The organism is Rhodovulum sp. PH10 (assembly GCF_000293785.1).
Lineage (GTDB): Bacteria > Pseudomonadota > Alphaproteobacteria > Rhizobiales > Xanthobacteraceae > Rhodoplanes.
This window is the reverse complement of record NZ_AKZI01000116.1, coordinates 1-23,241: the sequence shown is the minus strand read 5'-3', so window position 1 is coordinate 23,241 and position 23,241 is coordinate 1. Positions and strand designations below refer to the sequence as shown.

At 68.7% G+C, this 23,241-nt stretch carries 15 protein-coding genes, 1 tRNA gene and 1 pseudogene; 12 read left to right on the top strand and 5 right to left on the bottom strand.

From position 1 onward, the window contains the following. Nucleotides 1-208 precede the first annotated feature (208 nt). Together glnA and A33M_RS17535 are read right to left on the bottom strand one after the other, a co-directional pair. The gene (gene glnA / locus A33M_RS17540; RefSeq protein WP_008389922.1) at nucleotides 209-1,618 is read right to left on the bottom strand and encodes a type I glutamate--ammonia ligase; all 1,410 of its coding nucleotides are present in this window, start codon (nucleotides 1,616-1,618) and stop codon (nucleotides 209-211) included. A 67-nt stretch (nucleotides 1,619-1,685) separates the two neighbouring features. Beyond that, the gene (locus A33M_RS17535) at nucleotides 1,686-2,024 is read right to left on the bottom strand and encodes a P-II family nitrogen regulator (RefSeq protein WP_008389921.1); all 339 of its coding nucleotides are present in this window, start codon (nucleotides 2,022-2,024) and stop codon (nucleotides 1,686-1,688) included. A 380-nt stretch (nucleotides 2,025-2,404) separates the two neighbouring features. Between A33M_RS17535 and A33M_RS17530 the strand changes: the two genes are divergently transcribed. The 8 genes from A33M_RS17530 to lon all read left to right on the top strand — a co-directional run bounded on the left by A33M_RS17530 (nucleotide 2,405) and on the right by lon (nucleotide 13,414). Next, nucleotides 2,405-4,054 carry a bifunctional ADP-dependent NAD(P)H-hydrate dehydratase/NAD(P)H-hydrate epimerase gene (locus A33M_RS17530; RefSeq protein WP_008389920.1) on the top strand — a complete coding sequence of 550 codons (1,650 nt, stop codon included), beginning with the start codon at nucleotides 2,405-2,407 and terminating at the stop codon, nucleotides 4,052-4,054. A 149-nt stretch (nucleotides 4,055-4,203) separates the two neighbouring features. After that, nucleotides 4,204-5,478: an ATP-binding protein gene (locus A33M_RS17525; protein ID WP_008389918.1), complete on the top strand. Its 1,275-nt coding sequence runs from the start codon at nucleotides 4,204-4,206 to the stop codon at nucleotides 5,476-5,478. Continuing rightward, on the top strand, nucleotides 5,475-5,867 hold the full coding sequence (locus tag A33M_RS17520) for a response regulator (RefSeq protein ID WP_008389916.1): 393 nt from the start codon (nucleotides 5,475-5,477) through the stop codon (nucleotides 5,865-5,867). The genes A33M_RS17525 and A33M_RS17520 overlap by 4 nt, the downstream gene beginning before the upstream one ends. Nucleotides 5,868-6,336: 469 nt before the next feature. Beyond that, a tRNA-Leu gene (locus A33M_RS17515) sits at nucleotides 6,337-6,421 on the top strand. An 81-nt stretch (nucleotides 6,422-6,502) separates the two neighbouring features. After that, complete coding sequence (gene tig, locus A33M_RS17510; protein ID WP_040621397.1) at nucleotides 6,503-7,867, top strand: trigger factor; 1,365 nt, start codon at nucleotides 6,503-6,505, stop codon at nucleotides 7,865-7,867. Between the two features lie 310 nt (nucleotides 7,868-8,177). Further along, entirely contained in the window at nucleotides 8,178-8,807 is a 630-nt protein-coding gene (locus tag A33M_RS17505; protein ID WP_008389911.1) for an ATP-dependent Clp protease proteolytic subunit, read from the top strand. 555 nt (nucleotides 8,808-9,362) lie between these two features. Continuing rightward, nucleotides 9,363-10,631 carry an ATP-dependent Clp protease ATP-binding subunit ClpX gene (gene clpX / locus A33M_RS17500; RefSeq protein ID WP_008389908.1) on the top strand — a complete coding sequence of 423 codons (1,269 nt, stop codon included), beginning with the start codon at nucleotides 9,363-9,365 and terminating at the stop codon, nucleotides 10,629-10,631. A 347-nt stretch (nucleotides 10,632-10,978) separates the two neighbouring features. After that, on the top strand, nucleotides 10,979-13,414 hold the full coding sequence (lon, locus tag A33M_RS17495; protein ID WP_040621395.1) for an endopeptidase La: 2,436 nt from the start codon (nucleotides 10,979-10,981) through the stop codon (nucleotides 13,412-13,414). A 191-nt stretch (nucleotides 13,415-13,605) separates the two neighbouring features. On the opposite strand, the gene A33M_RS17490 is transcribed toward lon, so the two are convergent. Further along, a complete protein-coding gene (locus A33M_RS17490) occupies nucleotides 13,606-16,611 on the bottom strand; it encodes an outer membrane beta-barrel protein (protein ID WP_008389901.1) in 3,006 nt (1,001 codons plus the stop codon). Between the two features lie 1,274 nt (nucleotides 16,612-17,885). Between A33M_RS17490 and aroC the strand changes: the two genes are divergently transcribed. From aroC to A33M_RS17465, 4 genes are all read left to right on the top strand, one after another. Continuing rightward, complete coding sequence (aroC, locus tag A33M_RS17480; RefSeq protein WP_008389899.1) at nucleotides 17,886-19,052, top strand: chorismate synthase; 1,167 nt, start codon at nucleotides 17,886-17,888, stop codon at nucleotides 19,050-19,052. Beyond that, nucleotides 19,049-20,143, top strand: a complete 1,095-nt coding sequence (ribB, locus tag A33M_RS17475; protein WP_008389897.1) for a 3,4-dihydroxy-2-butanone-4-phosphate synthase — start codon at nucleotides 19,049-19,051, stop codon at nucleotides 20,141-20,143. Before aroC ends, ribB begins: the two co-directional genes overlap by 4 nt. Before the next feature lie 130 nt (nucleotides 20,144-20,273). Further along, nucleotides 20,274-21,404, top strand: coding sequence for an alanine dehydrogenase (ald, locus tag A33M_RS17470; RefSeq protein WP_008389895.1), 1,131 nt, complete (start codon nucleotides 20,274-20,276; stop codon nucleotides 21,402-21,404). A 78-nt stretch (nucleotides 21,405-21,482) separates the two neighbouring features. Next, nucleotides 21,483-22,502 (top strand): DUF1194 domain-containing protein, encoded by a 1,020-nt coding sequence (locus A33M_RS17465; protein WP_008389893.1) that lies wholly within the window; start codon nucleotides 21,483-21,485, stop codon nucleotides 22,500-22,502. 153 nt (nucleotides 22,503-22,655) lie between these two features. On the opposite strand, the gene A33M_RS23150 is transcribed toward A33M_RS17465, so the two are convergent. After that, the gene (locus A33M_RS23150) at nucleotides 22,656-22,850 is read right to left on the bottom strand and encodes a transposase (protein WP_008389891.1); all 195 of its coding nucleotides are present in this window, start codon (nucleotides 22,848-22,850) and stop codon (nucleotides 22,656-22,658) included. Nucleotides 22,851-22,862: 12 nt separating this feature from the next. Next, nucleotides 22,863-23,144 (bottom strand): annotated as a pseudogene (locus tag A33M_RS25405) (transposase); the annotation flags it as partial. Between the last annotated feature and the right edge of the window lie 97 nt (nucleotides 23,145-23,241).

Below are 23,241 nucleotides of genomic sequence, written 5' to 3'. Positions count from 1 at the left end.
CCTTCGGCGACCCTCAGGATGAGGTCATAGTTTCCCGCCGCTGGTATCATTCGCCATTCCCCACTCGCCATTCGCCACTCCCTATTCGCTACTCCCCACTCCCCACTCCCCACTCCCCACTCCCCACTCGCCGACCAAACAAAAAAAGGGCGCCCCCGAAGGGACGCCCAGTGGATCGTACGTATGACGATCGCGGAGGAGGTTCTGCTCAGGCCGAGTAGTACATCTCGTACTCGACCGGATGCGGGGTATGCTCGAACTTGATGACCTCGGTCATCTTCAGCTCGATATAGGCGTCGATGAAGTCGTCGTCGAACACGCCGCCGGCCTTCAGGAACGCGCGGTCCTTGTCGAGGTTCTCGAGCGCCTCGCGCAGCGAGCCGCACACGGTCGGGATCTGTTGCAGCTCCGCCTTCGGCAGGTCGTACAGATCCTTGTCCATCGCCGGGCCGGGATCGAGCTTGTTCTTGACGCCGTCGAGGCCGGCCATCGTCATCGCCGCGAAGGCGAGGTACGGGTTCGCCATCGGGTCGGGGAAGCGGACCTCGACGCGCTTGGCCTTCGGGTTGGTGGTGTAGGGGATGCGGCACGAGGCCGAGCGGTTACGCGCCGAGTAGGCGAGCAGCACCGGCGCCTCGAAGCCCGGGACCAGACGCTTGTAGGAGTTGGTCGACGGGTTGGAGAACGCGTTGATCGCCTTGGCGTGCTTGATGATGCCGGCGATGTAGGAGAGGCACACCTCGGAGAGGTCGGCGTACTTGTTGCCGGCGAACACCGGCTTGCCGTCCTTCCAGATCGACTGATGGCAGTGCATGCCCGAGCCGTTGTCGCCATAGACCGGCTTCGGCATGAAGGTCGCGGTCTTGCCGTAGACGTTGGCGACCATCTGGATGCAGTACTTGTAGACCATCAGCTGGTCGGCCATCGAGACCATCGGCGCGAACTGCATGCCGAGCTCGTGCTGGGCCGACGCCACCTCGTGGTGATGCTTCTCGACCTTGACGCCCATCTTGGCCATCGCCGCGAGCATCTCGGAGCGCATGTCCTGGCAGGAGTCCTGCGGCGGCACCGGGAAGTAGCCCTTCTTGAAGCCGATCCGGTGGCCGAGATTGCCGCCTTCGTACTCGGTCGCGCCGTTGATCGGCAGCTCGACCGAGTCGACCTTGAAGCCGCACTGATACGGGTCGGCGGAGAACTTCACGTCGTCGAACACGAAGAACTCGGCCTCGGGGCCGAAATAGATGGTGTCGCCCACGCCGAGCGAGCGGACCATCGCCTCGGCCTTCTTGGCCATGCCGCGCGGGTCGCGATTGTAGGGCTCGCCGGTGGTCGGCTCGAGCACGTCGCAGACCAGCACCACGGTGGTCTCGGCGAAGAACGGGTCGATGGTGGCGGTCGCCGGATCGGGCATCAGGCACATGTCGGACTCGTGGATCGCCTTCCAGCCGGCGATCGAGGAGCCGTCGAACATCACGCCCTCGGAGAAGGTCTCCTCCTCGATCTGCGAGATATCGAAGGTGACGTGCTGCCACTTGCCCCGCGGATCGGTGAAGCGGAGATCGGCGTACTTGACGTCGTTGTCCTTGATCAGCTTCAGCACGTCTTTGGCCGTCGTCATAGATGCATCCTTTGGTTGGGTACGTTACGATTGAGCCACCGGTTCGGCCGACCGTGGGCTCGCGCTGTCAGATGGCGTCCAGCCCGGTCTCGCCGGTCCGGATGCGGATGGCTTCCTCGACATTGGAGACGAAGATCTTGCCGTCGCCGATTCGCCCGGTCTGAGCGGCGCGACGGATCGCGTCGATCGCCTTCTCGACCATATCATCCGCCAGCACAATCTCGATCTTCACTTTGGGGAGAAAGTCGACGACGTACTCGGCGCCCCGGTAGAGCTCGGTGTGTCCCTTCTGACGTCCGAAGCCCTTGGCCTCCGTCACCGTGATTCCCTGAAGCCCGACCTCTTGGAGACCTTCTTTGACCTCGTCGAGCTTGAACGGCTTGATGATCGCCTCGATCTTTTTCATCGCTCCTCGTCTCCCCCGGCCCGCCGGAGGCCGAAACCCAGCCGGCCCGCTCCCCCGATAGCAGGGTCTATGCCAATCGGCCGCCGCCCGTATTTTCGCGGCTGCACAAGCCGTTGAAGCATCGGAAGCGGGGGCGTGGCCAGGACTTTCGTCGGACGCTGGCGAGATATTATGCAAACTGCCTTTGGTTTGATCATGGCGCGACGCATTTCGCGACCATTGGCGTCCGCGGTGCGATTTCGAGGTATGATGATGGTGCTGCGTCGTCGTGGAATCACGTCGTCGCGGCGCACGTTTCGGAACGCGAAATGCAGGGGCCATGCGGAGAGCGCAGGGCCGTCCCGTCGCCGTCGGCGGGGAGCACCTTTTAGGATGCCGGGATGACATCCGAGACAGACGCCACCGCCTTCGCCGACCCCTTGCTCACCACCGCCGAGATGGGCGAGGCCGATCGCCTGACGATCGCCGCCGGCACGCCGGGCGCGGTGCTGATGGAGAATGCCGGGCGGGCGGTCGCCGATCTGGTCGCACGCCGCGATCCGCCGGGCAGCCGGGTCGTCGTGGTGGCCGGGCCGGGCAACAATGGCGGCGACGGATTCGTCACGGCGCGCCATCTTTCCGAGCGCGGCTACCGCGCGACGGTCGCTCTGGCGGGGTCTCACGAAAAGTTGAAGGGAGACGCGGCGGCCGCCGCCGCCCGCTGGAGCGGCCCGACGATCGCCGCCGACCCGGCCGCGATCGCCGGGGCTCACGTGGTGGTCGACGCGCTGTTCGGCGCCGGCCTCGACCGCCCGGTCGAGGGCCTGCCGAAGGCGATGATCGAGGCGATGCTGGCCGCCCGCGACGCCGGCGCCGCGGTGGTCGCGGTCGACCTGCCGAGCGGCGTCAACGGCACCACCGGGGCGGTGATGGGCGTCGCCGTCCGGGCCGACGAGAGCGTCACCTTCTTCCGCGGAAAACCGGGTCACTGGCTGCTGCCGGGCCGGCTCCAATGCGGCCGGCTGCACGTCGTCGACATCGGGATTCCGGCTTCGGTGCTCGCAGCGATCCGCCCGCGTACGGTGCTGAACGGCCCGGCGGTGTGGGGCGCGAAACTGCCGTCACCCGCTGCTGCAGGGCACAAATACGGGCGTGGCCACGCGGTCGTGGTGTCGGGCGGCGCCTCCACCACCGGCGCCGCGCGGCTTTCCGCGCGTGCCGCGCTGCGCGCCGGGGCGGGGCTCGTGACGCTGGCGTCGCCCTCCGACGCGCTGGCGGTGAACGCCGCCACCAACCTCGCGGTGATGGTGCGCGCGGTCGACGGCGCCGGCGCGCTTTCGTCGTTTCTCGCCGACGAGCGGTTCAATGCGGTGGCGCTCGGGCCGGGGCTCGGGGTGGGGCAGGACACCCGCGATCTCGTTCTCGCGGCGCTCGCCGGCCGCCGCGCCGTGGTGCTCGACGCCGATGCCCTGACGAGCTTCGCCGACGATCCGGCCGCGCTGTTCGAGGCGATCGCGGCGCATCCCGCCGGCGGCGTGGTGCTGACCCCGCACGAAGGCGAATTCTCTCGCTTGTTCGGTCGCTTCGACGAGGTTCGCAACGCCCGCTCGAAGCTTTTGCGGGCACACGCGGGCGCCCGGCTCGCACACGCGGTGGTGCTCCTCAAGGGCGCGGACACCGTGATTGCCGATCTTGACGGACGCACCGCGATCAATGCCAATGGCCCTCCCGATCTCGCGACTGCGGGAGCCGGGGATGTTCTCACCGGGCTCGTGACGGGCCTGTCCGCGCAGGGGATGACGGCCTTCGATGCCGCCGCGGCCGCCGCCTGGCTTCATGCCGAGGCGGCCCGGGTGGTCGGGACGGGATTGATCGCCGAGGACCTTTCGGAAGCCATGCCAGCGATATACGCCAGTGTCAGGACACCGTTCGCGGGACCGGCCGCGACGGCGGTCGCGCCGCGGTCGCGGGTCCGCGATCCGTCGCACCGGCCGGATTCCGGCCCTCGAAAGACCTTCGGCACGCCATGGATCCGGAGCAGAAATCGGTGACGACACGCAACCTTGGCTCAACCTTGCCATAATTGGTCGATGGATTCCCGGCCATCGAGGATGGGGACCCTCGCAGGCCGGACATGGACGAAGTCGCTCGGGGGGGCGACGAACGTCCTGGGGGCAACTCGGGTTTCGGGAGGCGGTGGATGGCCATTCTGCAAGCATTGCTCGACACGAAGGAGGCCGTGCCGCAAGGCGTCTGCTTGGCCTGGCGCACCGATCTCCTCTCCCTGCACGTCGTGTCCGACGCGGTCATCGCGTTGTCCTACCTCTCGATTCCCATCGTCCTCGCGGTCTTCGTCGCGAAACGGAACGACCTGGTGTTCGGCTGGGTCGCCTGGGCGCTCGGCGCGGTGTTCGTCGCCTGCGGCGTCGCCCAGCTCCTCGACATCCTGACCATGTGGCAGTCGGCCTATCTGCTCGAGGGGCTCGGCAAGGCCCTCGCGGCGGGGGCGGCGCTGGCGACCGCGGTCGCGCTGTGGCCGCTGCTGCCCAAAGCCCTGGCGCTGCCGTCCGCCGGCGACCTGCGCCGCGCCAACGAGGCGCTGCGCCGCCAGATCGAGGAGCGCGACCGCGCGCTCGAGGCGCTGGAGGGCGAGCGCGAGGAGCGCCGCCGCGCCGAGGAGATGCTGCGCCAGGCCCAGAAGATGGAGGCGATCGGCCAGCTCACCGCCGGCATCGCCCACGATTTCAACAACCTGATGACCGCGGTGATCGGCAATCTCGAGCGTGCCCGCAGGCTTCTGCCGCAGGAGGGCTCGCGCCAGCTCGCCCGGGCCATTCGCGGCGCCGCGCTCGGCGCCGAGCGGGCCGGGGTGCTGACCCACCGGCTGCTCGCCTTCGGCTGCCGCCAGCCGCTCGCCCCCACCGTGATGAACGCCAACGACGTCCTCGAGCACCTCGCCGACACGCTGCGCCGCACGCTCGGCGGCAACATCCGGGTGGTGACCAACCTCACCTTCGACCTGTGGCAGACCCGGGTCGATCCCGACGCGCTCGAGAGCGCCATCCTCAATCTCGCCGTCAATGCGCGCGATGCCATGCCGGACGGTGGCAATCTGGTGGTGACCACCCGGAACGTCGCCGTCGGGGACCGAACGATCGCGGAGCTCGGGCTGGTGCCCGAGGACTATATCGAGATCGCCGTATCAGACACGGGTGTGGGTATGACCGAAGAGGTAGCGAGCAGGGCGTTCGAGCCGTTCTTCACGACCAAGCCGGTCGGCGAAGGATCGGGCCTCGGCCTCAGCCAGGCCTACGGGTTCGCCGTTCAGTCGAGCGGCACCGCCGTTCTGGACAGCACGTTCGGGGCCGGTACGACGGTCCGGCTCTATCTTCCACGGGCTCGGATGGCGAGCCCTCCGATCTTCGCGTCCTCCTTCGCTCCGGGGCTGGTCTCGAACGTCGCGGCGTGCCCATGAGACCGGACATTGCGAACGACGTCACCGTCCTGATCGTCGAGGACGAGCCCCTGGTGCTCGACATGATCTCGCAGGAGCTCACCGACCAGGGCTTTTCCGTCCTCGAGGCGGACACCGCCGAGGCGGCGCTGTCGATCATCCAGAGCGGCCAGTCGGTCGACGTGCTGTTCACCGACATCCGCCTGCCGGGCGAGATGGACGGCTGGCGGCTCGCCGCCACGGTGCGCGAGTGCAAGCCGGAGCTGCCGGTGATCTACGCCACGGGCTATACCGTCGAGCGGGCCGAGCAGGTGCCGGGCAGCGTCTTTCTCAAGAAGCCGTATCGCCCCTCGGCGATCGCCGAGACCATCCGCACGCTGATGGGCGCCGGCAACGGCCGGGCCAACTGACCGGCTCGCCGGTGAACCGGTGAAACGGTGAAGCGGTGAAACGATGCAACGGGGGCCGGGGCGCGCCCCTGGCGCGACGGAGCGCCGGTCGCGAAGAGGGCCGGTCGCGAAGAGGGCCGGGGGCCGCCCGCTCGGTCGGCGCCGCGACTTTTTTGTCGTCAATTCCCCGTCGCGAATCCCCCGTCGCGATTGTCCCTGAGGCGTTTCCCTCGGCACGACTCACGGTGGCCGTGCCCGGCGGCGCCGCCGAATCCCTCCGCTGCCTCCGTTCCGCCGGTCGCCTGCCGTTCGCCTCTCGGGGGCTTGCGCGCGTGCAAAGGATGCGGGCATCCTGTGAAAAGATCGTCCCGGCCCGCTGCCCGGGCGTGGCAGGGGTGCCCCCAAATGCCCATTTTTGTGATGCGCCCGCGACTCGGCGTGTTATAAGCCCGCCCGCGCGCGGAGGCTCGGCAGGCCGGGCGCGGCCCCGGCGGGCGTGGCGGAACTGGTAGACGCGACGGATTTAGGTTCCGTTGACGAAAGTCGTGGGGGTTCAAGTCCCTCCGCCCGCACCACGCCGGAGCCGCGCGGGTGTCGACCGACGTGCGATCGCGCATTCGCGCGACCGCTCCCGAACATCACCACACGAGACTGACATGGATGTGACCCAAACCACTGCCGACGGGCTGAAGCGCGAATTCCGGGTGGTCGTCCCGGCGGCCGACCTGGAGAGCCGGCTCACCGACCGGCTGGGGCGGCTGAAGGACCAGGTCCGCCTCAACGGCTTCCGTCCCGGCAAGGTGCCGGTCGCCCACCTGCGCAAGCTCTACGGCCGCGCGGTGATGGCCGAGACGATCGAGGAGCTGGTCCGCGAGACCAATGCCAAGATCGTCTCCGACAACGGCTTCAAGCTCGCGATGGAGCCGGAGATCAAGATGCCGGAGGACAAGGACGAGCTCGAGCGCGTCGTCTCGGGCGCCGCCGACCTGTCCTACACGATCGCCCTCGAGGTGGTGCCGCCGATCGAGCTCGCCGACTTCAAGACGATCACGCTCGACCGTCCGGTCGCCGAGGTGTCGCGCGAGGAGATCGACGATACGCTGAAGCGGCTCGCCGACCAGAACAAGGCGTTCGCGGCGCGCCCCGAGGGGGCGCAGGCCGAGAACGGCGACCGCCTGGTGGTCAATTTCACCGGCACGCTCGACGGCGTTCCGTTCGAGGGCGGCTCCGGCGAGGACGTGCCGCTGGTGCTCGGCTCCGGCTCGTTCATCCCGGGCTTCGAGGAGCAGCTGGTCGGCGCCAAGGCCGACGAGACCCGCACCGTGACGGTGACCTTCCCGGCCGACTACATGGCCGAAAACCTCGCCGGCAAGACCGCGGTGTTCGAGGTGATCGTCAAGGCGGTCGAGGCGCCGGAAGAGGTGACGATCGACGACGAGTTCGCCAAGCGGCTCGGCCTCGAATCGCTCGAGAAGCTCGAGGCGGCGATCACCGAGCGCCTGAAGGGCGAGCACGGCGAGCAGAGCCGCTACAAGGTCAAGCGCGCGCTGCTCGACAAGCTCGACGAGCTGCACAAGTTCGACCCGCCGCCGACCCTCGTCGAGGAGGAGTTCAAGTCGGTGTGGGAGACCGTGACCTCCGACCTGAAGCGGCAGAACCGCTCGTTCGAGGACGAGGGCACCTCGGAGGAGAAGGCCAAGGAGGAGTACCGCACCATCGCCGACCGGCGCGTGCGGCTCGGCCTGGTGCTGGCCGAGATCGGCGAGAAGAATTCGATCACGGTCACCGACGAGGAGGTCTCGCGGGCGATCGTCGAGCGGGCGCGGATGTATCCGGGCCAGGAGCAGCAGGTCTGGGAGTTCTACCGCAAGACCCCGGCGGCGGTCGCCTCGGTGCGCGCGCCGATCTTCGAGGAGAAGGTGGTCGACTTCCTGCTGGAGCTCGCCACCGTCAACGACACGCCGGTGTCGCGCGACGAGCTGTTCAAGGCCGAGGACGAAGGCCCGGCGGCCGCGGCGTGAGTCGCGCACGCGCTGCTCCGCAGCGAGCGGCGCAGTGGCGAGTAGGGAATGGCGAGTGACGAGTGGCGAATGGAATAGGGAATAGCGAATGGTGATGACAGCGCGGCAGTCCGCCACGACGTGGTGCCGCCGGTCACAACTCGCTACTCGCTGCTCGCTATTCGCCCTTTCACCACTCGCCACTCGCATTGTTCCGCCGACGTCTTGTCGCCGGCGGATGAGCATATATCTGTGATCGGCGCGGACGCCCCCGGGTGGTCGTGCTCGGGTATGCGGTGACGCGCCCGAACATTTGGCAAGGTCGAGCAAGATGCGGGATCCCGTCGACACCTACATGAACTATCTCGTGCCCATGGTGGTCGAGCAGACCAACCGGGGCGAGCGCGCCTACGACATCTATTCGCGGCTCCTCAAGGAGCGCATCATCTTCGTCACCGGCGTGGTCGAGGACGGGATGTCGTCGCTGATCGTCGCGCAGCTGCTCTTTCTCGAGGCGGAGAACCCGAAGAAAGAGATCGCGATGTACATCAACTCGCCGGGTGGCGTGGTGACGTCGGGCCTGGCGATCTACGACACCATGCAGTTCATCCGCCCGGCGGTGTCGACGCTGTGCACCGGCCAGGCCGCCTCGATGGGCTCGCTGCTGCTCACCGCCGGCCACAAGGACATGCGCTTCGCCCTGCCGAACGCGCGCATCATGGTTCACCAGCCGTCCGGCGGCTTCCAGGGCCAGGCGACCGACATCATGATTCACGCCCAGGAGATCATCAATCTCCGCCGCCGGCTGAACGAGATCTACGTCGTGCACACCGGCCAGGAGATCAAGAAGATCGAGGAGGCGCTGGAGCGCGACCAGTTCTTCACCGCCGAGGGCGCCAAGGAGTTCGGGCTGATCGACAAGGTGATCGAGCGTCGCCCCGAGGAGGTGGAGAAGGTCTGACGGCCTCGTCCTCGGCGCGCACGCCGCCGGATGCCGGTGGCGGCGGATACGGGCGCGCGCGAGCCGCCCGCGCGAACGGCGGGACCAACCCGCCCGACGAGCGGAGCCCTGCGACCCGCGGCGGGAGCCGACCGTGGGGAGCCGATGTGCCCCGCCGGCGTTTTCGAGCGACGGCCGGCCTCTCGACGGCGGCCGTCCTCGCTGCGGTGCAGTACGAGGGCGCTTCGTTTTCGCCACGATTGGGCGCCACCGTCGAGCAAGAGACGAGTCTCGACCGAACTGGAACGAGGCTTGCATGAGCAGGGCTCGGAAGGAGCCCACGGACCCCGATCGGAGCACGACGAAAGACAGTCGCGGCAGGCGGTCTTCGTATCGTTAATGGAATCTTGATTATCCGAACGGTAGCGTGTTTCGTTAGGCCTACGAGCAGAAGGGTCGCCGGACAGACTGGCGAAAGGTGACGGGTTTGCTACGGATTGGTCACGACGGGTCCTCGTCATTACAATCGCATGCTCCGACCACGGCGTCGGTGCAGCGGACCTGTGGAGAATGAGAATGAGCAAGGTCGGCGGAAGCGACTCCAAGAACACGCTTTACTGCTCGTTCTGCGGCAAGAGCCAGCACGAGGTTCGCAAGCTGATCGCGGGACCGACCGTGTTCATCTGCGACGAGTGCGTCGAGCTGTGCATGGACATCATCCGTGAGGAGAACAAGTCCTCGCTGGTGAAGTCGCGGGACGGTATCCCGACCCCGCGCGAGATCCGCAAGGTGCTCGACGACTACGTGATCGGTCAGGATCACGCCAAGAAGGTGCTGTCGGTCGCCGTCCACAATCACTACAAGCGGCTCAACCATCAGGCCAAGCACAACGACGTCGAGCTGGCGAAGTCGAACATTCTGCTGATCGGGCCGACCGGCTCGGGCAAGACGCTGCTCGCGCAGACGCTGGCCCGCATCCTCGACGTGCCGTTCACGATGGCCGACGCCACCACCCTCACGGAAGCCGGCTATGTCGGCGAGGACGTCGAGAACATCATCCTGAAGCTGCTGCAGGCCGCCGACTACAATGTCGAGCGGGCGCAGCGCGGCATCGTCTATATCGACGAGATCGACAAGATCAGCCGCAAGTCGGACAACCCGTCGATCACTCGTGACGTGTCGGGCGAGGGCGTGCAGCAGGCGCTCCTGAAGATCATGGAAGGCACCGTCGCGTCGGTGCCGCCGCAGGGCGGGCGCAAGCATCCGCAGCAGGAGTTCCTGCAGGTCGACACGACCAACATCCTGTTCGTGTGCGGCGGCGCGTTCGCCGGCCTCGAGAAGATCATCTCCGGCCGCGGCCGCACCACCTCGATCGGCTTCGCCGCCACCGTCGCGGCCCCCGAGGACCGCAAGGCCGGCGAGATCTTCCGTCACGTCGAGCCGGAAGATTTGCTGAAATACGGCCTGATCCCCGAGTTCGTCGGCCGCCTGCCGGTGGTCGCCACCCTCGAGGATCTCGACGAGGCGGCGCTCAAGCGCATCCTGCTCGAGCCGAAGAACGCGCTCGTGAAGCAGTATCAGCGCCTGTTCGAGATGGAGAACATCGACCTCACGCTCGCCGAGGAAGCGCTCGGCGCGATCGCCCGCAAGGCGATCGAGCGCAAGACCGGCGCCCGCGGCCTGCGGTCGATCATGGAGAGCATCCTGCTCGACACCATGTTCGATCTGCCGAGCCTCGAAGGCGTCGAGGAGGTGGTGATCTCCCGCGAGGTGGTGGAGGGGACCGCGCGTCCGCTCTACATCTACGCCGATCGCGCGGCCGGTGACGCCGGCGCCAGCGCCTGACGAGAAGCGAGAAGAGCCCGGCGCGCGGGGAATGCGCCGGGCGGACGCCGCGACGTGATACGGACCGAGGTCCGGACGGCGCGTCCGGTCGTCGGGGGGGAGTGGTCGTCGGGGGCGCAAAGTCCGTTTCCTTGACACACCCCCGGCGGGTCGCCACCTAAGAACGGGGCGGACGTCCAAAAAGTCGAGTGAGGCGTTCGAGCCGTTAGTCCGGGCAGGGTCTCGTCCCCGCCGGTGTGCAGCCCGCTCGTCGTGCCTGCGCTCCCTTCCCGGTCCATGCACACTCCGTCGAGACGCCGATCTCGGGTCGACACGGAGGGGTACTCCAGAAGAACAAGGATCGGACCATGACGACACCCACCAAGCCACGTGTCCTGCCGCAGCCCGGAGAGGTTCGGGCCTATCCGGTTCTCCCGCTGCGTGACATCGTGGTGTTCCCCCACATGATCGTCCCGCTCTTCGTCGGCCGCGAGAAATCGATCCGCGCGCTCGAAGAGGTGATGCGTTCCGATTCCTACATCCTGCTCGCGACCCAGAAGAACGCGTCCGACGACGATCCCGCCGCCGACGCCATCTACGAGGTCGGCACGCTGGCCAGCGTGCTGCAGCTCCTCAAGCTGCCCGACGGTACCGTGAAGGTTTTGGTCGAGGGCACCGAGCGCGCGCGCGTGATCGGCTACACCGACCGGGTCGACTATTACGAGGCCGAGGCCGAGGTGCTGGCCGACCACATCGGCGAGAAGGTCGAGGCCGAGGCGCTGGCCCGCTCGGTGGTCACCGAGTTCGAAGGCTACGTGAAGCTCAACAAGAAGGTGTCGCCCGAGGTGGTCGGCGTCGTTCAGCAGATCGACGACTACGCCAAGCTCGCCGACACGGTCGCCTCGCACCTCGCGGTCAAGATCCCCGACAAGCAGGGGATTCTCGAGACCACGGTGGTGACCGAGCGGCTCGAGAAGGTGCTCGGCCTGATGGAGAGCGAGATCTCCGTCCTGCAGGTGGAGAAGCGCATCCGGACCCGCGTCAAGCGGCAGATGGAGAAGACCCAGCGCGAGTACTACCTCAACGAGCAGATGAAGGCGATCCAGAAGGAGCTGGGCGACGAGGACGGCCGCGACGAGCTCGCCGAGCTCGAGGACAAGATCAAGAAGACCAAGCTGTCGAAGGAGGCCCGCGAGAAGGCGCAGCACGAGCTGAAGAAGCTCCGCCAGATGTCGCCGATGTCGGCCGAGGCGACGGTGGTGCGCAACTATCTCGACTGGCTCCTGTCGATCCCGTGGAACAAGAAGACCAAGGTCAAGAAGGATCTCACGCTCGCCGAGGAGACCCTCGACACCGATCACTACGGCCTCGAGAAGGTCAAGGAGCGGATCGTCGAGTATCTCGCCGTGCAGAGCCGCGCCAACAAGCTGAGCGGCCCGATCCTGTGCCTGGTCGGCCCGCCCGGCGTCGGCAAGACCTCGCTCGGCAAGTCGATCGCCAAGGCGACCGGGCGCGAGTTCGTGCGCGTGTCGCTCGGCGGCGTGCGTGACGAGGCCGAGATCCGTGGCCACCGGCGCACCTATATCGGCTCGATGCCCGGCAAGATCATCCAGTCGATGCGCAAGGCCAAGTCGTCGAACCCGCTCTTCCTCCTCGACGAGGTGGACAAGATGGGCTCGGACTTCCGCGGCGACCCGTCGTCGGCGCTGCTCGAGGTGCTCGACCCCGAGCAGAACCACACCTTCAACGACCATTATCTCGAGGTCGACTACGACCTCTCCAACGTGATGTTCATCACCACGGCGAACACGCTGAACATCCCGGCGCCGCTGATGGACCGCATGGAGATCATCCGGATCGCCGGCTACACGGAGGAGGAGAAGGTCCAGATCGCGCGGCGGCACCTGATCCCGAACGCGCTGTCGAAGCACGGCCTCGACACCAAGGAGTGGTCGATCGACGACGACGCGCTGCTGCTGCTGATCCGCCGCTACACCCGCGAGGCGGGCGTGCGCAACCTCGAGCGGGAGCTGTCGACGCTCGCCCGCAAGGCGGTCAAGGAACTGATGATCTCGCAGAAGGCGACGATCGAGGTGACGACCGAGACGATCGGCGACTATCTCGGCGTGCCGAAATATCGCCACGGCGAGATCGAGGAGGAGGATCAGGTCGGCGTCGTCACCGGCCTCGCCTGGACCGATGCCGGCGGCGAGCTTCTGACGATCGAAGGCTTGATGATGCCGGGTCGCGGCAAGATGACCGTCACCGGCAACCTTCGCGACGTGATGAAGGAGTCGATCTCGGCGGCGGCGTCCTATGTTCGCTCGCGCGCGATCGCCTTCGGCATCGAGCCGCCGCTGTTCGAGAAGCGCGACATCCACGTCCACGTGCCGGAGGGGGCGACCCCGAAGGACGGGCCGTCGGCGGGCGTCGCCATGGTCACGGCGATCATCTCGGTGATGACCGGCATCCCGGTGCGCCGCGACGTCGCGATGACCGGCGAGATCACGCTGCGCGGCCGCGTGCTGCCGATCGGCGGCCTCAAGGAGAAGCTGCTCGCCGCCCACCGCGGCGGCATCAAGACGGTGCTGATCCCGGAGGAGAACGCCAAGGATCTGGTCGACATCTCCGAGACGGTGAAGAGCGACCTCGAGATCGTGCCGGTGACTCGGATGGACGAGGTGTTGGCCCGCGCGCTGACCCGCGTGCCGGAGCCGATCGAGTGGGACGAGACCAAGGTGCACGCCACCGCGGCCGAAGCCCCGGTCGACGGTGACGACGCCTCGGCGCTCACCGCGCACTGAGGTTTCGTCACTGGCCGGATCGGCGGCTCGCCGGTCCGACGCGCCGGTCCGACGACAGGACGACGAACGCAACGAAAAAAAGAGGCGGCGCCGCGAGGTGCCGCCTCTTTTGTGTGCCGCCTCTTTTGTGTGCCGTCGCTGCCCGCGCGGGCAGGATGCCGTGACGGGACGCCGCCTCCGGGCGCCGTGCCTCAGCGCGCCGGCTGCAACACGGCCGGCGTCGAAAACAGCCAGTTCACGCCGAGCTTGGCGACGTGGACGTCCTGCGTCAGCGCGAGACGATCGATCGCCGCGCCGGACGGCGGCAGGCCGAAATCGGCGGTGTCGCTGCCGAGCGCGAGATAGCCGTATTCGAGCGAGACGGAGAGGTCGCGGCGGATCGCGTGCTCGATGCCGGCGCCGATCGTCCAGCCCCAGCGCACGCCGTCCGCCTCGCGGTCGAGGTCGCCGACCCCGACGAGGTTCAGCGTCGCCCGGTCGTGCGCCCAGGCGGCACCCCCCTTGGCATAGAGGAGCGTTTGCCCGAAGGCCCAGCCGGCCCGCCCGGTGATGGTGCCGAGCGCGTCGATCTCGGCGCGGCAGTTCACCCCGCCGACGGTCGGCTCGAGCCCGACCAGGCAGGTGCTGGTGCCGTCGATGCGGGCGCCCGACACGTCCGCCTGGGCGCCGAGCACCAGCTTGCCGAACTGGCGGTCGATGCCGATCTGGCCGCCGGCGAGCCAGCCGTGGCTCGTCACCGCATCGCCGAAAATCTGCGGGCCGAACGGGTTGCTCCAGTCGGTGTCGGCATGGCCGCTGCCGAGATGGATGCCGAGCCGGAGCCCGGTCCAGTCGAAGGCGACGCTACGGTCGGCCGCCGAAAAGCCGAGCGGCGCCCACGGCGCGGGCGGCGCGCTGCTCGCCGCGCTCTCGGCCGGTCCCGCCTTGCCGAAGCGGTAATTGGCGCCGAGCCGCACGGTGTGCACCGACTGCTCGATCTCGATCGTCCGCGCGCCGCCGGGCCCGTCGGCAAAACTCACCCCTTCGCTGCCGAAATCGGCATAATCGTACTCGATCCGCGCCGACCAGCGCGGCCCGAGCGCGTATTCGAGGCCGGTGCCGACCGTCCAGCCGGTGCGGGTGACGTCGGCGGTGTGGACGTGCGGATCGAACAGCTGCACGGCGTCGTGCCGGTCGCGGATCCAGGCGGCACCCGCCTTGCCGTAGAGGAGCGCGTCGCCGACCGCATAACCGAGCCGGCCGGTCAGCGAGGCGAACCGGTCGGCGCGGGTGTGGCAGGTGAGGCCGGAGGCGCACGGCGCATTGCCGTCGAGATCGCCGACGCTCACGCTGCCCTCGAGGCCGATCACCCAGGCGCCGAGCTGATGGTCGATGCCGAGCTGGAGGCCGGCGAGCGAGCCGTCGACGTCGCCCTCGCCGGGGCCGGCGGGGGTCGCCGGCGTCCAGTCGGTCCGGCCGAACGCCGCCCCGACATGAACGCCGAGATGAATGCCGGACCAGTCGCGCGGCCCCACCTCTTTGCGCGGGGCCTTCACCGCCAACAAAGGCTCGGCCGCCGGCGTCTTCGCGGGGTCGATCGTGTAGGAGGCCTGCAGAAAGCCGCCATAACGCTCGGTGACGAAGGTCATCGGCGAGTCGGGGGCGGAGCCGGGAAACTGGGTGTGCGCCTCGGTGGTGGTGAAGTACCAGTAGCGGCCGCCGACGCCGACGCTCCATTGCGGCGTCACCGCATAGGACAGCACCGCCTCGATCTGGCCGCCCCAGCCGTGGCCGGGCTCGATCTGCGGGTCGATGTCGGGGCGGAACCAGTGATTGTCGTAGCCGGAGCGGGCGACGTAGGGCAGCACGGCGCCGTCGACCTCGAGCCGGAGGCGGTCGCCGAGCCGGGTGCGGGCGTTCAGGCCGACCGCCGGGCCGCGCCAAGTGGTGGTCTCGCTCAGGCCGAGGCCGGAGAGCGCCGGATCACACACCGCGTCGGTGGCGGTCTGGCGGCAGCCGAAGCCGTTCACCCGCTCGTGCACGTAGCGATAGCCGAGATAGGGGCCGAGCTCGCCCTCGGGGGTCGCAAGAATCCGCCAGCCGATATCGGCGCCGGCATAGCGCAGCCGGCCGTTCTTCAGCTCGGAGGCGGTGTTGGAGTAGAAGGTCTCGCCGGGAAAATCCTCGTCGCGCAGCGTGCCGCCGTCGAGCCCGCCGGCGCCGAAATATCCCTTCACGAACAGCCCGCTGCGGTGGTCGAGCCGGCCGAATGTTTCGCCCGCGACGCTGTCGGTGTCGCCATAGAGAAGCCGCGAGTTGAGCCGGGCGGTCTCGAACGGGTCGAACAGGTCCTTCTGGGTGTGGCCGGTGGCATACCAGACGCGGGTGCCGACCTCGATCCTCCAGGGTGGCACCGAAGGGTCGGCCGCGTGCATGGCGAGCGGCAGCATCGGCAGGGCGCCCGCCGCCGTCGTCAGCGGGCCAAATCCCCAGTCGAGCTTTCGGTCGAGGCCGAGCGTCACCCGGTGGATGCGCCGATCGGCGGCGACCTCGGCCGGCTCGCCGGAGCCGAGCGTGACCGTGGTGGAGCCGGTGCCGAGATCGACATAATCCCAGCCGAGCCGGGCCGACCAGGCGGGCGACAGCGCGACCGCGGCTCCGGCACCGACCGTCCAGCCGAGCCGGATGTCGTCGCCGTCCGGCGTCTCGGCCTCGTCGTAACGGGCGAGGCGCGACGTCACGTGCGCCCAGGCGCCGCCGGCCTTGGCATAGACCAGCATCTGGTCGAATGCCCAGCCGAGCCGGGCGGTGACCGTGCCCATCGCGTCGACGCGGGTGGTGCAGAGGGCCTCCGCCACGAGGCAGCGGGCATTGCCGTCGAGGTCGGCGGCGCTGCCGTCGATCTCCAGCCCGAGCACGGCGGCGCCGCGCTGCAGGTTGAAGCCGGCCTGAACGCCGCCGAACGCGCCGTCGGCGGTGCCGGTGCCGCCGAGCGGCACGATGCCGGCGAGCCCGCCTTCGCCGGCGACCCAGTTGTTTCGGGCAAAGGCGTTGCCGACATGGGCACCGACATAGAAGCCGGTCCAGTCGACCGGCGGGGCGGCGAGCGGCGCCTCGGTGGGCACCCTCGCAGGCAGGTCGGCGGCCGCGGCCGAGCCTACCGCCGCCGCCATCACGATCAGTGACACGCCGGCTCGAAGAAACAACCGCATCGCCATCCCCCATCTCCCGAATCGCTGTTCAGGATGCCAGCGGGGCCGAGGCCGGTTCAAGTCGGGGCAGATCCGCAAACGGTGCCATGCGCCGGATCTTGCGGCGTTTTCCGGCAACCGTGACGGGTTCGCTGCAACCGCCTGGTGGTGAACGTCGCGCGCGGCGGAGACTGGTGGCGGGGGGCGGTGCGGCAAGGCCCGAACGAGGCGGTCCGGGAAAAGAGGCGAAAGGCGATAAAAATAAAAAGGCCGGCGCGAGGCCGGCCCTTTTTATCCGGTGATGCCGAGAGGCCCGTTCGAGCCGATGTCGGCGATCGTTCTGCATTGCTGCAGACGAATTACTTCTTCTTGCTCTTCTTCTTGGCCATCGTCGGATCCTCCGGTTGCATGTCCGGTGCGCGAGCGACGCTGCGCACCACCCGATTTTTTCCCTGGCCGCCGTCGTGGGGTCCGAAAGCTCGAACCGTCCCGGGTCGGCCGTCTCCGCGCATGGCGCGGGGGAAGAATTACTTCTTCTTGGACTTCTTCTTGGCCATCGTCCGGTCCTCCGGTCGTGTGCCCGGCGCGGAGCGGCATGCTCCGACCGTCCTTCTCGGTTGTCGGCAGGTCGTCTCGAAGCATCGGGACGGTGCCGTGATCGCTCTGCACAGGGGCAAAGGAGATTACTTCTTCTTGGACTTCTTCTTGGCCATCGTCCGGTCCTCCGGTGGTGTGCCCGGCGCGGAGCGGAGTGCTCCGACCGTCCTTCTCGATTGCCGGCACGTCGTCTCGAAGCATCGGGACGGTGCCGTGATCGCTCTGCACGGAGGCAGAGGAGATTACTTCTTCTTGCTCTTCTTCTTGGCCATCGTTCGGTCCTCCAGAGTTCTGTCCGGCTCGAGCGCGTCACGCTCCCGCGCCGACCCTGGCCTTGTACTCCGCGGGCCTTGCCCCGGCAACCGGAAAATCAAAAAAACAGCAATAAAATCCGTAACTTAACAGACGTTCAGGTTGCCCTTAACGGGCGTTCAGGCGGATGAACCGATCGTCAGGAATCGGCCCGGCAGAGTGGTGTGGAGGGCATTCGAATACTCGCAGGATGCAAATGGGGTCCGCCCGCCGCCGGCGAGCCCGAGCCGCCGCCGATTCGGCGGCCCCCGACGCCGCGGTTCGTCCGGTCCCGCCGCCCGGCACGGGTGCCCGGCGGCGGTGCCGGCCTGCGGTCGCGGGCGGCGCAGGGCAGGGGCGATTTGACCCCCGAAAACGCGCGCGCTACGACACGGCACCACGGAACTCCCATCATGTCGTTCAACACCTTCGGCCACGCGTTTCGCGTCACGACCTTCGGCGAGAGCCACGGGGTCGCGCTCGGCTGCGTGGTCGACGGCTGCCCGCCGCGCATCCCGCTGACGGAAGCCGAGATCCAGGCCGATCTCGATCGCCGGCGGCCCGGACAGTCGCGCTTCACCACCCAGCGGCGCGAGCCGGACGCGGTGAAGATCCTTTCGGGCGTCTTTGCCGATCCGCAGACCGGCGCCCAGGTCACCACCGGCACGCCGATCGCGCTCTTGATCGAGAACACCGACCAGCGCTCCAAGGACTATTCCGAGATCGCCGCCGCCTACCGGCCGGGCCATGCCGACTACGCCTACGACGCCAAGTACGGCATCCGCGATTATCGCGGCGGCGGCCGCTCGTCGGCCCGCGAGACCGCGGCCCGCGTCGCCGCCGGGGCGATCGCCCGCAAGGTGCTGCCGGGTGTCGTCGTGCGCGCCGCGCTGGTGCAGATCGGCCGGCACACGATCGACCGCGCGCGCTGGGACTGGGACGAGGTCGGCCGCAACGACTTCTTCTGCCCGGACGCCGAGGCCGCCCGCGTCTTCGCCGACCTTTTGGACGACGTGCGCAAGCGCGGCTCGTCGATCGGCGCGGTGGTGGAGGTGGTCGCCGAGGGCGTGCCGGCGGGGCTCGGCGCGCCGGTCTACGGCAAGCTCGACGCCGACCTCGCGGCCGCGCTGATGGGCATCAACGCCGTCAAGGGCGTCGAGATCGGCGAAGGGTTTGCCGCCGCCGCGCTGTCCGGCGAGGACAATGCCGACGAGATGCGGATGGGCAACGACGGCCGCCCGCGCTTCCTCTCCAATCACGCCGGCGGCATCCTGGGTGGCATCTCGACCGGCGAGCCGGTGGTCGCCCGCTTCGCCGTCAAGCCGACCTCCTCGATCCTCACCCCGCGCGCGACCGTCACGCGCCACGGCGAGGACACCGAGCTGATCACCAAGGGACGCCACGACCCGTGCGTCGGCATCCGGGCCGTTCCGGTCGCCGAGGCGATGGTTGCGTGCGTCCTCGCCGATCACTACCTCCGCCAGCGCGGACAGGTGGGCGCACCGCCCGCTTGGCCGGTCCCACGGCCGGCCGTCACCGCCGAGCAGGTGCCCCCTTCGCATACGAAAGCCAGCGAATGACCAACGAGACGAAAGACCGGGTGGACACCGCGATCGCGGCGTTCGCCCGCGGCGATTTGGTGATCGTCACCGACGACAACGACCGCGAGGACGAGGGCGATCTGTTCGTCGCCGCCTCGATGTGCACGCCGGAGAAGATGGCCTTCGTCATCCGCAACACCTCCGGCATCGTCTGCGCGCCGCTGTCGATCGAGGAGGCCAAGCGCCTTCGGCTCGACCCGATGGTCGCCCTCAACGACGCCCCGCTCGGCACCGCCTTCACCGTCTCGGTCGACGTCAAGCACGGCTTCGTCACCGGCATCTCGGCCGAGGAGCGCACCAACACGGTCCGCGCGCTCGCCAACCACAACACCGCGGCCGGCGACTTCGTGCGCCCCGGCCACGTGTTTCCGCTGGTCGCCCGCGAGGGCGGCGTGCTGATGCGCTCCGGCCATACCGAAGCCTGCGTCGACCTGTGCAAGCTCGCCGGCCTGCCGGCGGTCGGCGTGCTGGCCGAGCTGATGAACGACGACGGCACGGTGATGCGCGGGCCGCAGGTCGCGGCGTTCGCCGAGAAGCACGGGCTCCTGGTGATCTCGGTCGCCGACCTGATCGCCTACCGCCAGGCGCGCGACAAGCTGGTCGAGCGGATCAGCGAGTTCACCGTGCAGACCGAGATCGGCCCGTTGCGCGGCTACGCTTATGTGACGCCGTTCGAGGGCGTGCATCACATGGCGCTGGTGCACGGCACGATCGGCGACGGCAAGGACGTGCTCGCCCGCCTGCATCGCCACAATCTGCTGCGCGACACGTTCGGCGGCGCCCCGGCGATCCATGCCGCGCTGCGCCGCTTCAAGGAGGAGGGCCGCGGCGTGCTGGTCTTCCTGCGCGACGGCACCGTCGGCGTGCCGGCGGCCGCACTCCCCAAGAACGGCAACGGCTCCTCCGAGGAGGCGCGCTCGATGCAGTGGCGCGAGATCGGGCTCGGCGCCCAGATCCTGAAGGATCTCGGCGTGACGTCGATCCGCCTGCTGGCCTCGGCCGAGCAGCGCTATGTCGGTCTCGGCGGCTTCGGCATCGAGATCGTCTCGACCGAGACGATCGAGCGCTGACGGCGCCTCGGTGCGACGGCGGTCTCGCGGCCGCCGGTCGCGGGGGTCGCGTCGTCTTGCGTATGGTCTTTTGCTTGCATGCGGTATTCTCACCCGCGGACCGCGAACGGGTCCGCGACGGAGAAGGCGCATGCGCATCGGTGTCCCGAGAGAGATCAAGGATCACGAGGATCGCGTCGGGCTGATCCCGAGCGCGGTGCACGAACTGGTCGCGCACGGCCACGCCGTGCTGGTGGAGCGGGGCGCCGGGCTCGGTGCCGGCCACGACGACGCCGCCTATGCCGCGGCCGGTGCGACGCTGGTGAACGGCCCGGACCCGGTGTTCGACGACGCCGAGCTGATCGTGAAGGTGAAGGAGCCGCTCGCCGCCGAGCGCAAGCGGCTGCGGCGCGGCCAGACGCTGTTCACCTATCTGCATCTCGCCCCCGATCCCGAGCAGGCGCGCGACCTGCTCGCCTCCCGCGTCACCGCGATCGCCTACGAGACCGTCACCGCGGCGGACGGCACGCTGCCGCTGCTCACCCCGATGTCGGAGGTCGCCGGCCGGCTCGCGCCGCAGGCGGGCGCCTGGTGCCTCGAGCGGCCGCGCGGCGGCCGTGGGGTGCTGCTCGGCGGCGTCGCCGGGGTTCCGCCGGCCGAGGTGGTCGTGCTCGGCGGCGGCGTGGTCGGCGCCAACGCCGCCTTCATCGCCGCCGGCATGGGCGCCGACGTCACCGTGCTCGACCGCAGCCCCGACGTGCTGCGCCGGATCATCGCCCGGTTCGGCGGGCGGGTGCGCACCGTGTTCGCCACGCCCACCACGATCGACAGCCTGTGCCGGCGCGCCGACCTCGTCATCGGCGCCGTGCTGGTGCCGGGGGCGACCGCGCCCCGTCTCCTCACCGCCGAGACGGTGAAGCGAATGAAGCCCGGCGCGGCGATCGTCGACGTCGCGATCGATCAGGGCGGCTGCTGCGAGACCTCGCACCCGACCACCCATTCGCGCCCGACCTATGTGCAGCACGACGTGGTGCATTACTGCGTCACCAACATGCCCGGCGCGGTCGCCCGCACCGCGACCTTCGCCATCAACAACGCGACGCTGCCGTTCGTGCTGGCGCTCGCCGACAAGGGCGTCGCCCGCGCGCTCGCCGAGGATCCGCATCTGCGCGCCGGCCTCAACGTGCACGACGGCAAGATCACCCATCCGGCGGTGGCGCACGCGCTCGAGGTGGGATTTCTCGCCCCCGAGGAGGCGGTCGGCACGTTCATGAAAACGTGATCGCGCGCCGTGTGTCCGGGCCGCAATGCCGTGCCACGCTGACCGATCGGCGGTGACGGACGACGGTGGAGACGCGGGATGCGCAAGGCGTGGTGGAGCCGGGGCGGGCAGGCGATCGCCCTCGTCCTGGCGGTGATGCTGCTCGGCGGCTCGGGCCCTCTCACGACCACGACACGGCCGGCGGAGACTTCCGCCGACGTGAGGAAAGCCGAGGTGAAAAAGGCCGACGGGTCGGCCGCTGCCGAGAGGAAGACCGCGGAGACGAAGATCGCCGAGAGGAAGCCCGACGAGTCGGCGGCGGTGGACGTCGTGCTGGTGCTCGCGGTCGACATCTCCTACTCGATGGACACCCGCGAGCAGGCCCTTCAACGCGAGGGTTATGTCGGCGCGCTGGTGTCGCCGGAATTTTTGAGCGCCGTCGCGCAGGGCATGCACGGGAAGGTCGCCGTCGCCTATGTCGAATGGGCCGGCAGCTTCGATCAGCAGGTCGTGGTGCCGTGGCACGTGATCGACGGCCGGGCGAGCGCGGAAGCGTTCGCCTCCGCCATCACCGAGGCGCCGTACCGTCGCGCCTACCGCACCTCGATCTCCGGCGCGCTGCAGTTTTCCGCCCAGCTCTTGCGCGACAGCGGCTTTCGCGGGCTGCGGCGGGTGATCGACGTGTCGGGCGACGGCGCCAACAATCAGGGGGCTCTGGTCACGGCCGCACGCGACGCGGTGCTCGCCGAGGGCATCACCATCAACGGCTTGCCGCTGCTGCTCGAGCGGCCGTCGCCGGTCGGCATGGATATCGGAAATCTCGACGTCTATTACGAGGACTGCGTGATCGGCGGGCCGTCCGCCTTCGTGATCCCGATCCGCGACCGCAGCCAGTTCAAGGAGGCGACGCGCACCAAGCTGGTGCAGGAGGTCGCCGGCCTCCCGCCGGCGCACGCCGATGCGGCGCGGGTGACGCCGGTGGCGGCCTCGCCATCCTCGGCCGGGCACGGAGCCGCGCCGGCGGTGCTGCAAAACACGAGCGCCGAGCAGCCACGCGTTTCCTGCACGATCGGCGAGCGCATGTGGCAGCAGCGCTGGGGCGACGGCGATTTTCGCTGATGGCTCGACACCGGCTCGCACTCGAGAGCTGTTGAATCTTTGGGTCCGAGGCGTTTGCTCGGGACGGAGAGCGGTTCGGCCGAAGCGAGGGCCGGACTTGGCAGCGGCGGCCATGCCCGTCGCGGGGTGGCGCGAAGGGGCTAGGGTCGGGGCTCAAATGAGCCACCAAGCGACGGTGGCGGCCAGGATGGCGCCGGCGAGGAAGTTTCTGGCGAGCTTGTCGTAGCGGGTTGCGACGCGCCGGAAGTCCTCGAGCCGCGAGAACATCCGTTCGATGCGATTGCGGCGCCTGTAGGCGATGCGATCGTAGGGGATCGGCTGCTTGCGGCTGGTGGTCGACGGGATCACGGCCTTGGCGCCGCCCCTCGGCGAGCAGGCGGCGGAGGCTGTTGGCGTCGTAGGCCTTGTCCGCGATGAGGCCGGTGATCGGCCCGACCCGGGCGATCAGCGTCGGCGCGAACGCGATGTCGTTGATGTTGCCGGGCGAGAGCAACAGAACGAGCGGCCGACCGCAGTGATCGGTCAGGGCGTGGATTTTCGTCGTCCGCCCGCCGCGCGAGCGGCCGATCGCCTGCTTGAAGGCCCCCCTTTTCCGCCCGCCGCCGAGCGGTGAGCCTTGATGTGGGTCGAGTCGATCGCGACCGTCGCGATAATGCCGGTTGAAATGGTCCCCGATTTTGGGACCAAGGCGTAATACCAGCCGAACGAATTTCTGACTCGTGGGGGATTCCCTTCGCGG

What these genes read in the sequence shown, in the direction of transcription:
- aroC (WP_008389899.1), top strand. Translation starts at nt 17,886, where the DNA reads ATGTCGTTCAACACCTTCGGCCACGCGTTTCGCGTCACGACCTTCGGC.
- A33M_RS17525 (WP_008389918.1), top strand. Translation starts at nt 4,204, where the DNA reads ATGGCCATTCTGCAAGCATTGCTCGACACGAAGGAGGCCGTGCCGCAA.
- A33M_RS17535 (WP_008389921.1), bottom strand. Translation starts at nt 2,024, where the DNA reads ATGAAAAAGATCGAGGCGATCATCAAGCCGTTCAAGCTCGACGAGGTC.
- A33M_RS17505 (WP_008389911.1), top strand. Translation starts at nt 8,178, where the DNA reads ATGCGGGATCCCGTCGACACCTACATGAACTATCTCGTGCCCATGGTG.
- glnA (WP_008389922.1), bottom strand. Translation starts at nt 1,618, where the DNA reads ATGACGACGGCCAAAGACGTGCTGAAGCTGATCAAGGACAACGACGTC.
- lon (WP_040621395.1), top strand. Translation starts at nt 10,979, where the DNA reads ATGACGACACCCACCAAGCCACGTGTCCTGCCGCAGCCCGGAGAGGTT.
- A33M_RS17530 (WP_008389920.1), top strand. Translation starts at nt 2,405, where the DNA reads ATGACATCCGAGACAGACGCCACCGCCTTCGCCGACCCCTTGCTCACC.
- A33M_RS17465 (WP_008389893.1), top strand. Translation starts at nt 21,483, where the DNA reads ATGCGCAAGGCGTGGTGGAGCCGGGGCGGGCAGGCGATCGCCCTCGTC.
- clpX (WP_008389908.1), top strand. Translation starts at nt 9,363, where the DNA reads ATGAGCAAGGTCGGCGGAAGCGACTCCAAGAACACGCTTTACTGCTCG.
- tig (WP_040621397.1), top strand. Translation starts at nt 6,503, where the DNA reads ATGGATGTGACCCAAACCACTGCCGACGGGCTGAAGCGCGAATTCCGG.
- A33M_RS17490 (WP_008389901.1), bottom strand. Translation starts at nt 16,611, where the DNA reads ATGGCGATGCGGTTGTTTCTTCGAGCCGGCGTGTCACTGATCGTGATG.
- A33M_RS17520 (WP_008389916.1), top strand. Translation starts at nt 5,475, where the DNA reads ATGAGACCGGACATTGCGAACGACGTCACCGTCCTGATCGTCGAGGAC.
- ald (WP_008389895.1), top strand. Translation starts at nt 20,274, where the DNA reads ATGCGCATCGGTGTCCCGAGAGAGATCAAGGATCACGAGGATCGCGTC.
- ribB (WP_008389897.1), top strand. Translation starts at nt 19,049, where the DNA reads ATGACCAACGAGACGAAAGACCGGGTGGACACCGCGATCGCGGCGTTC.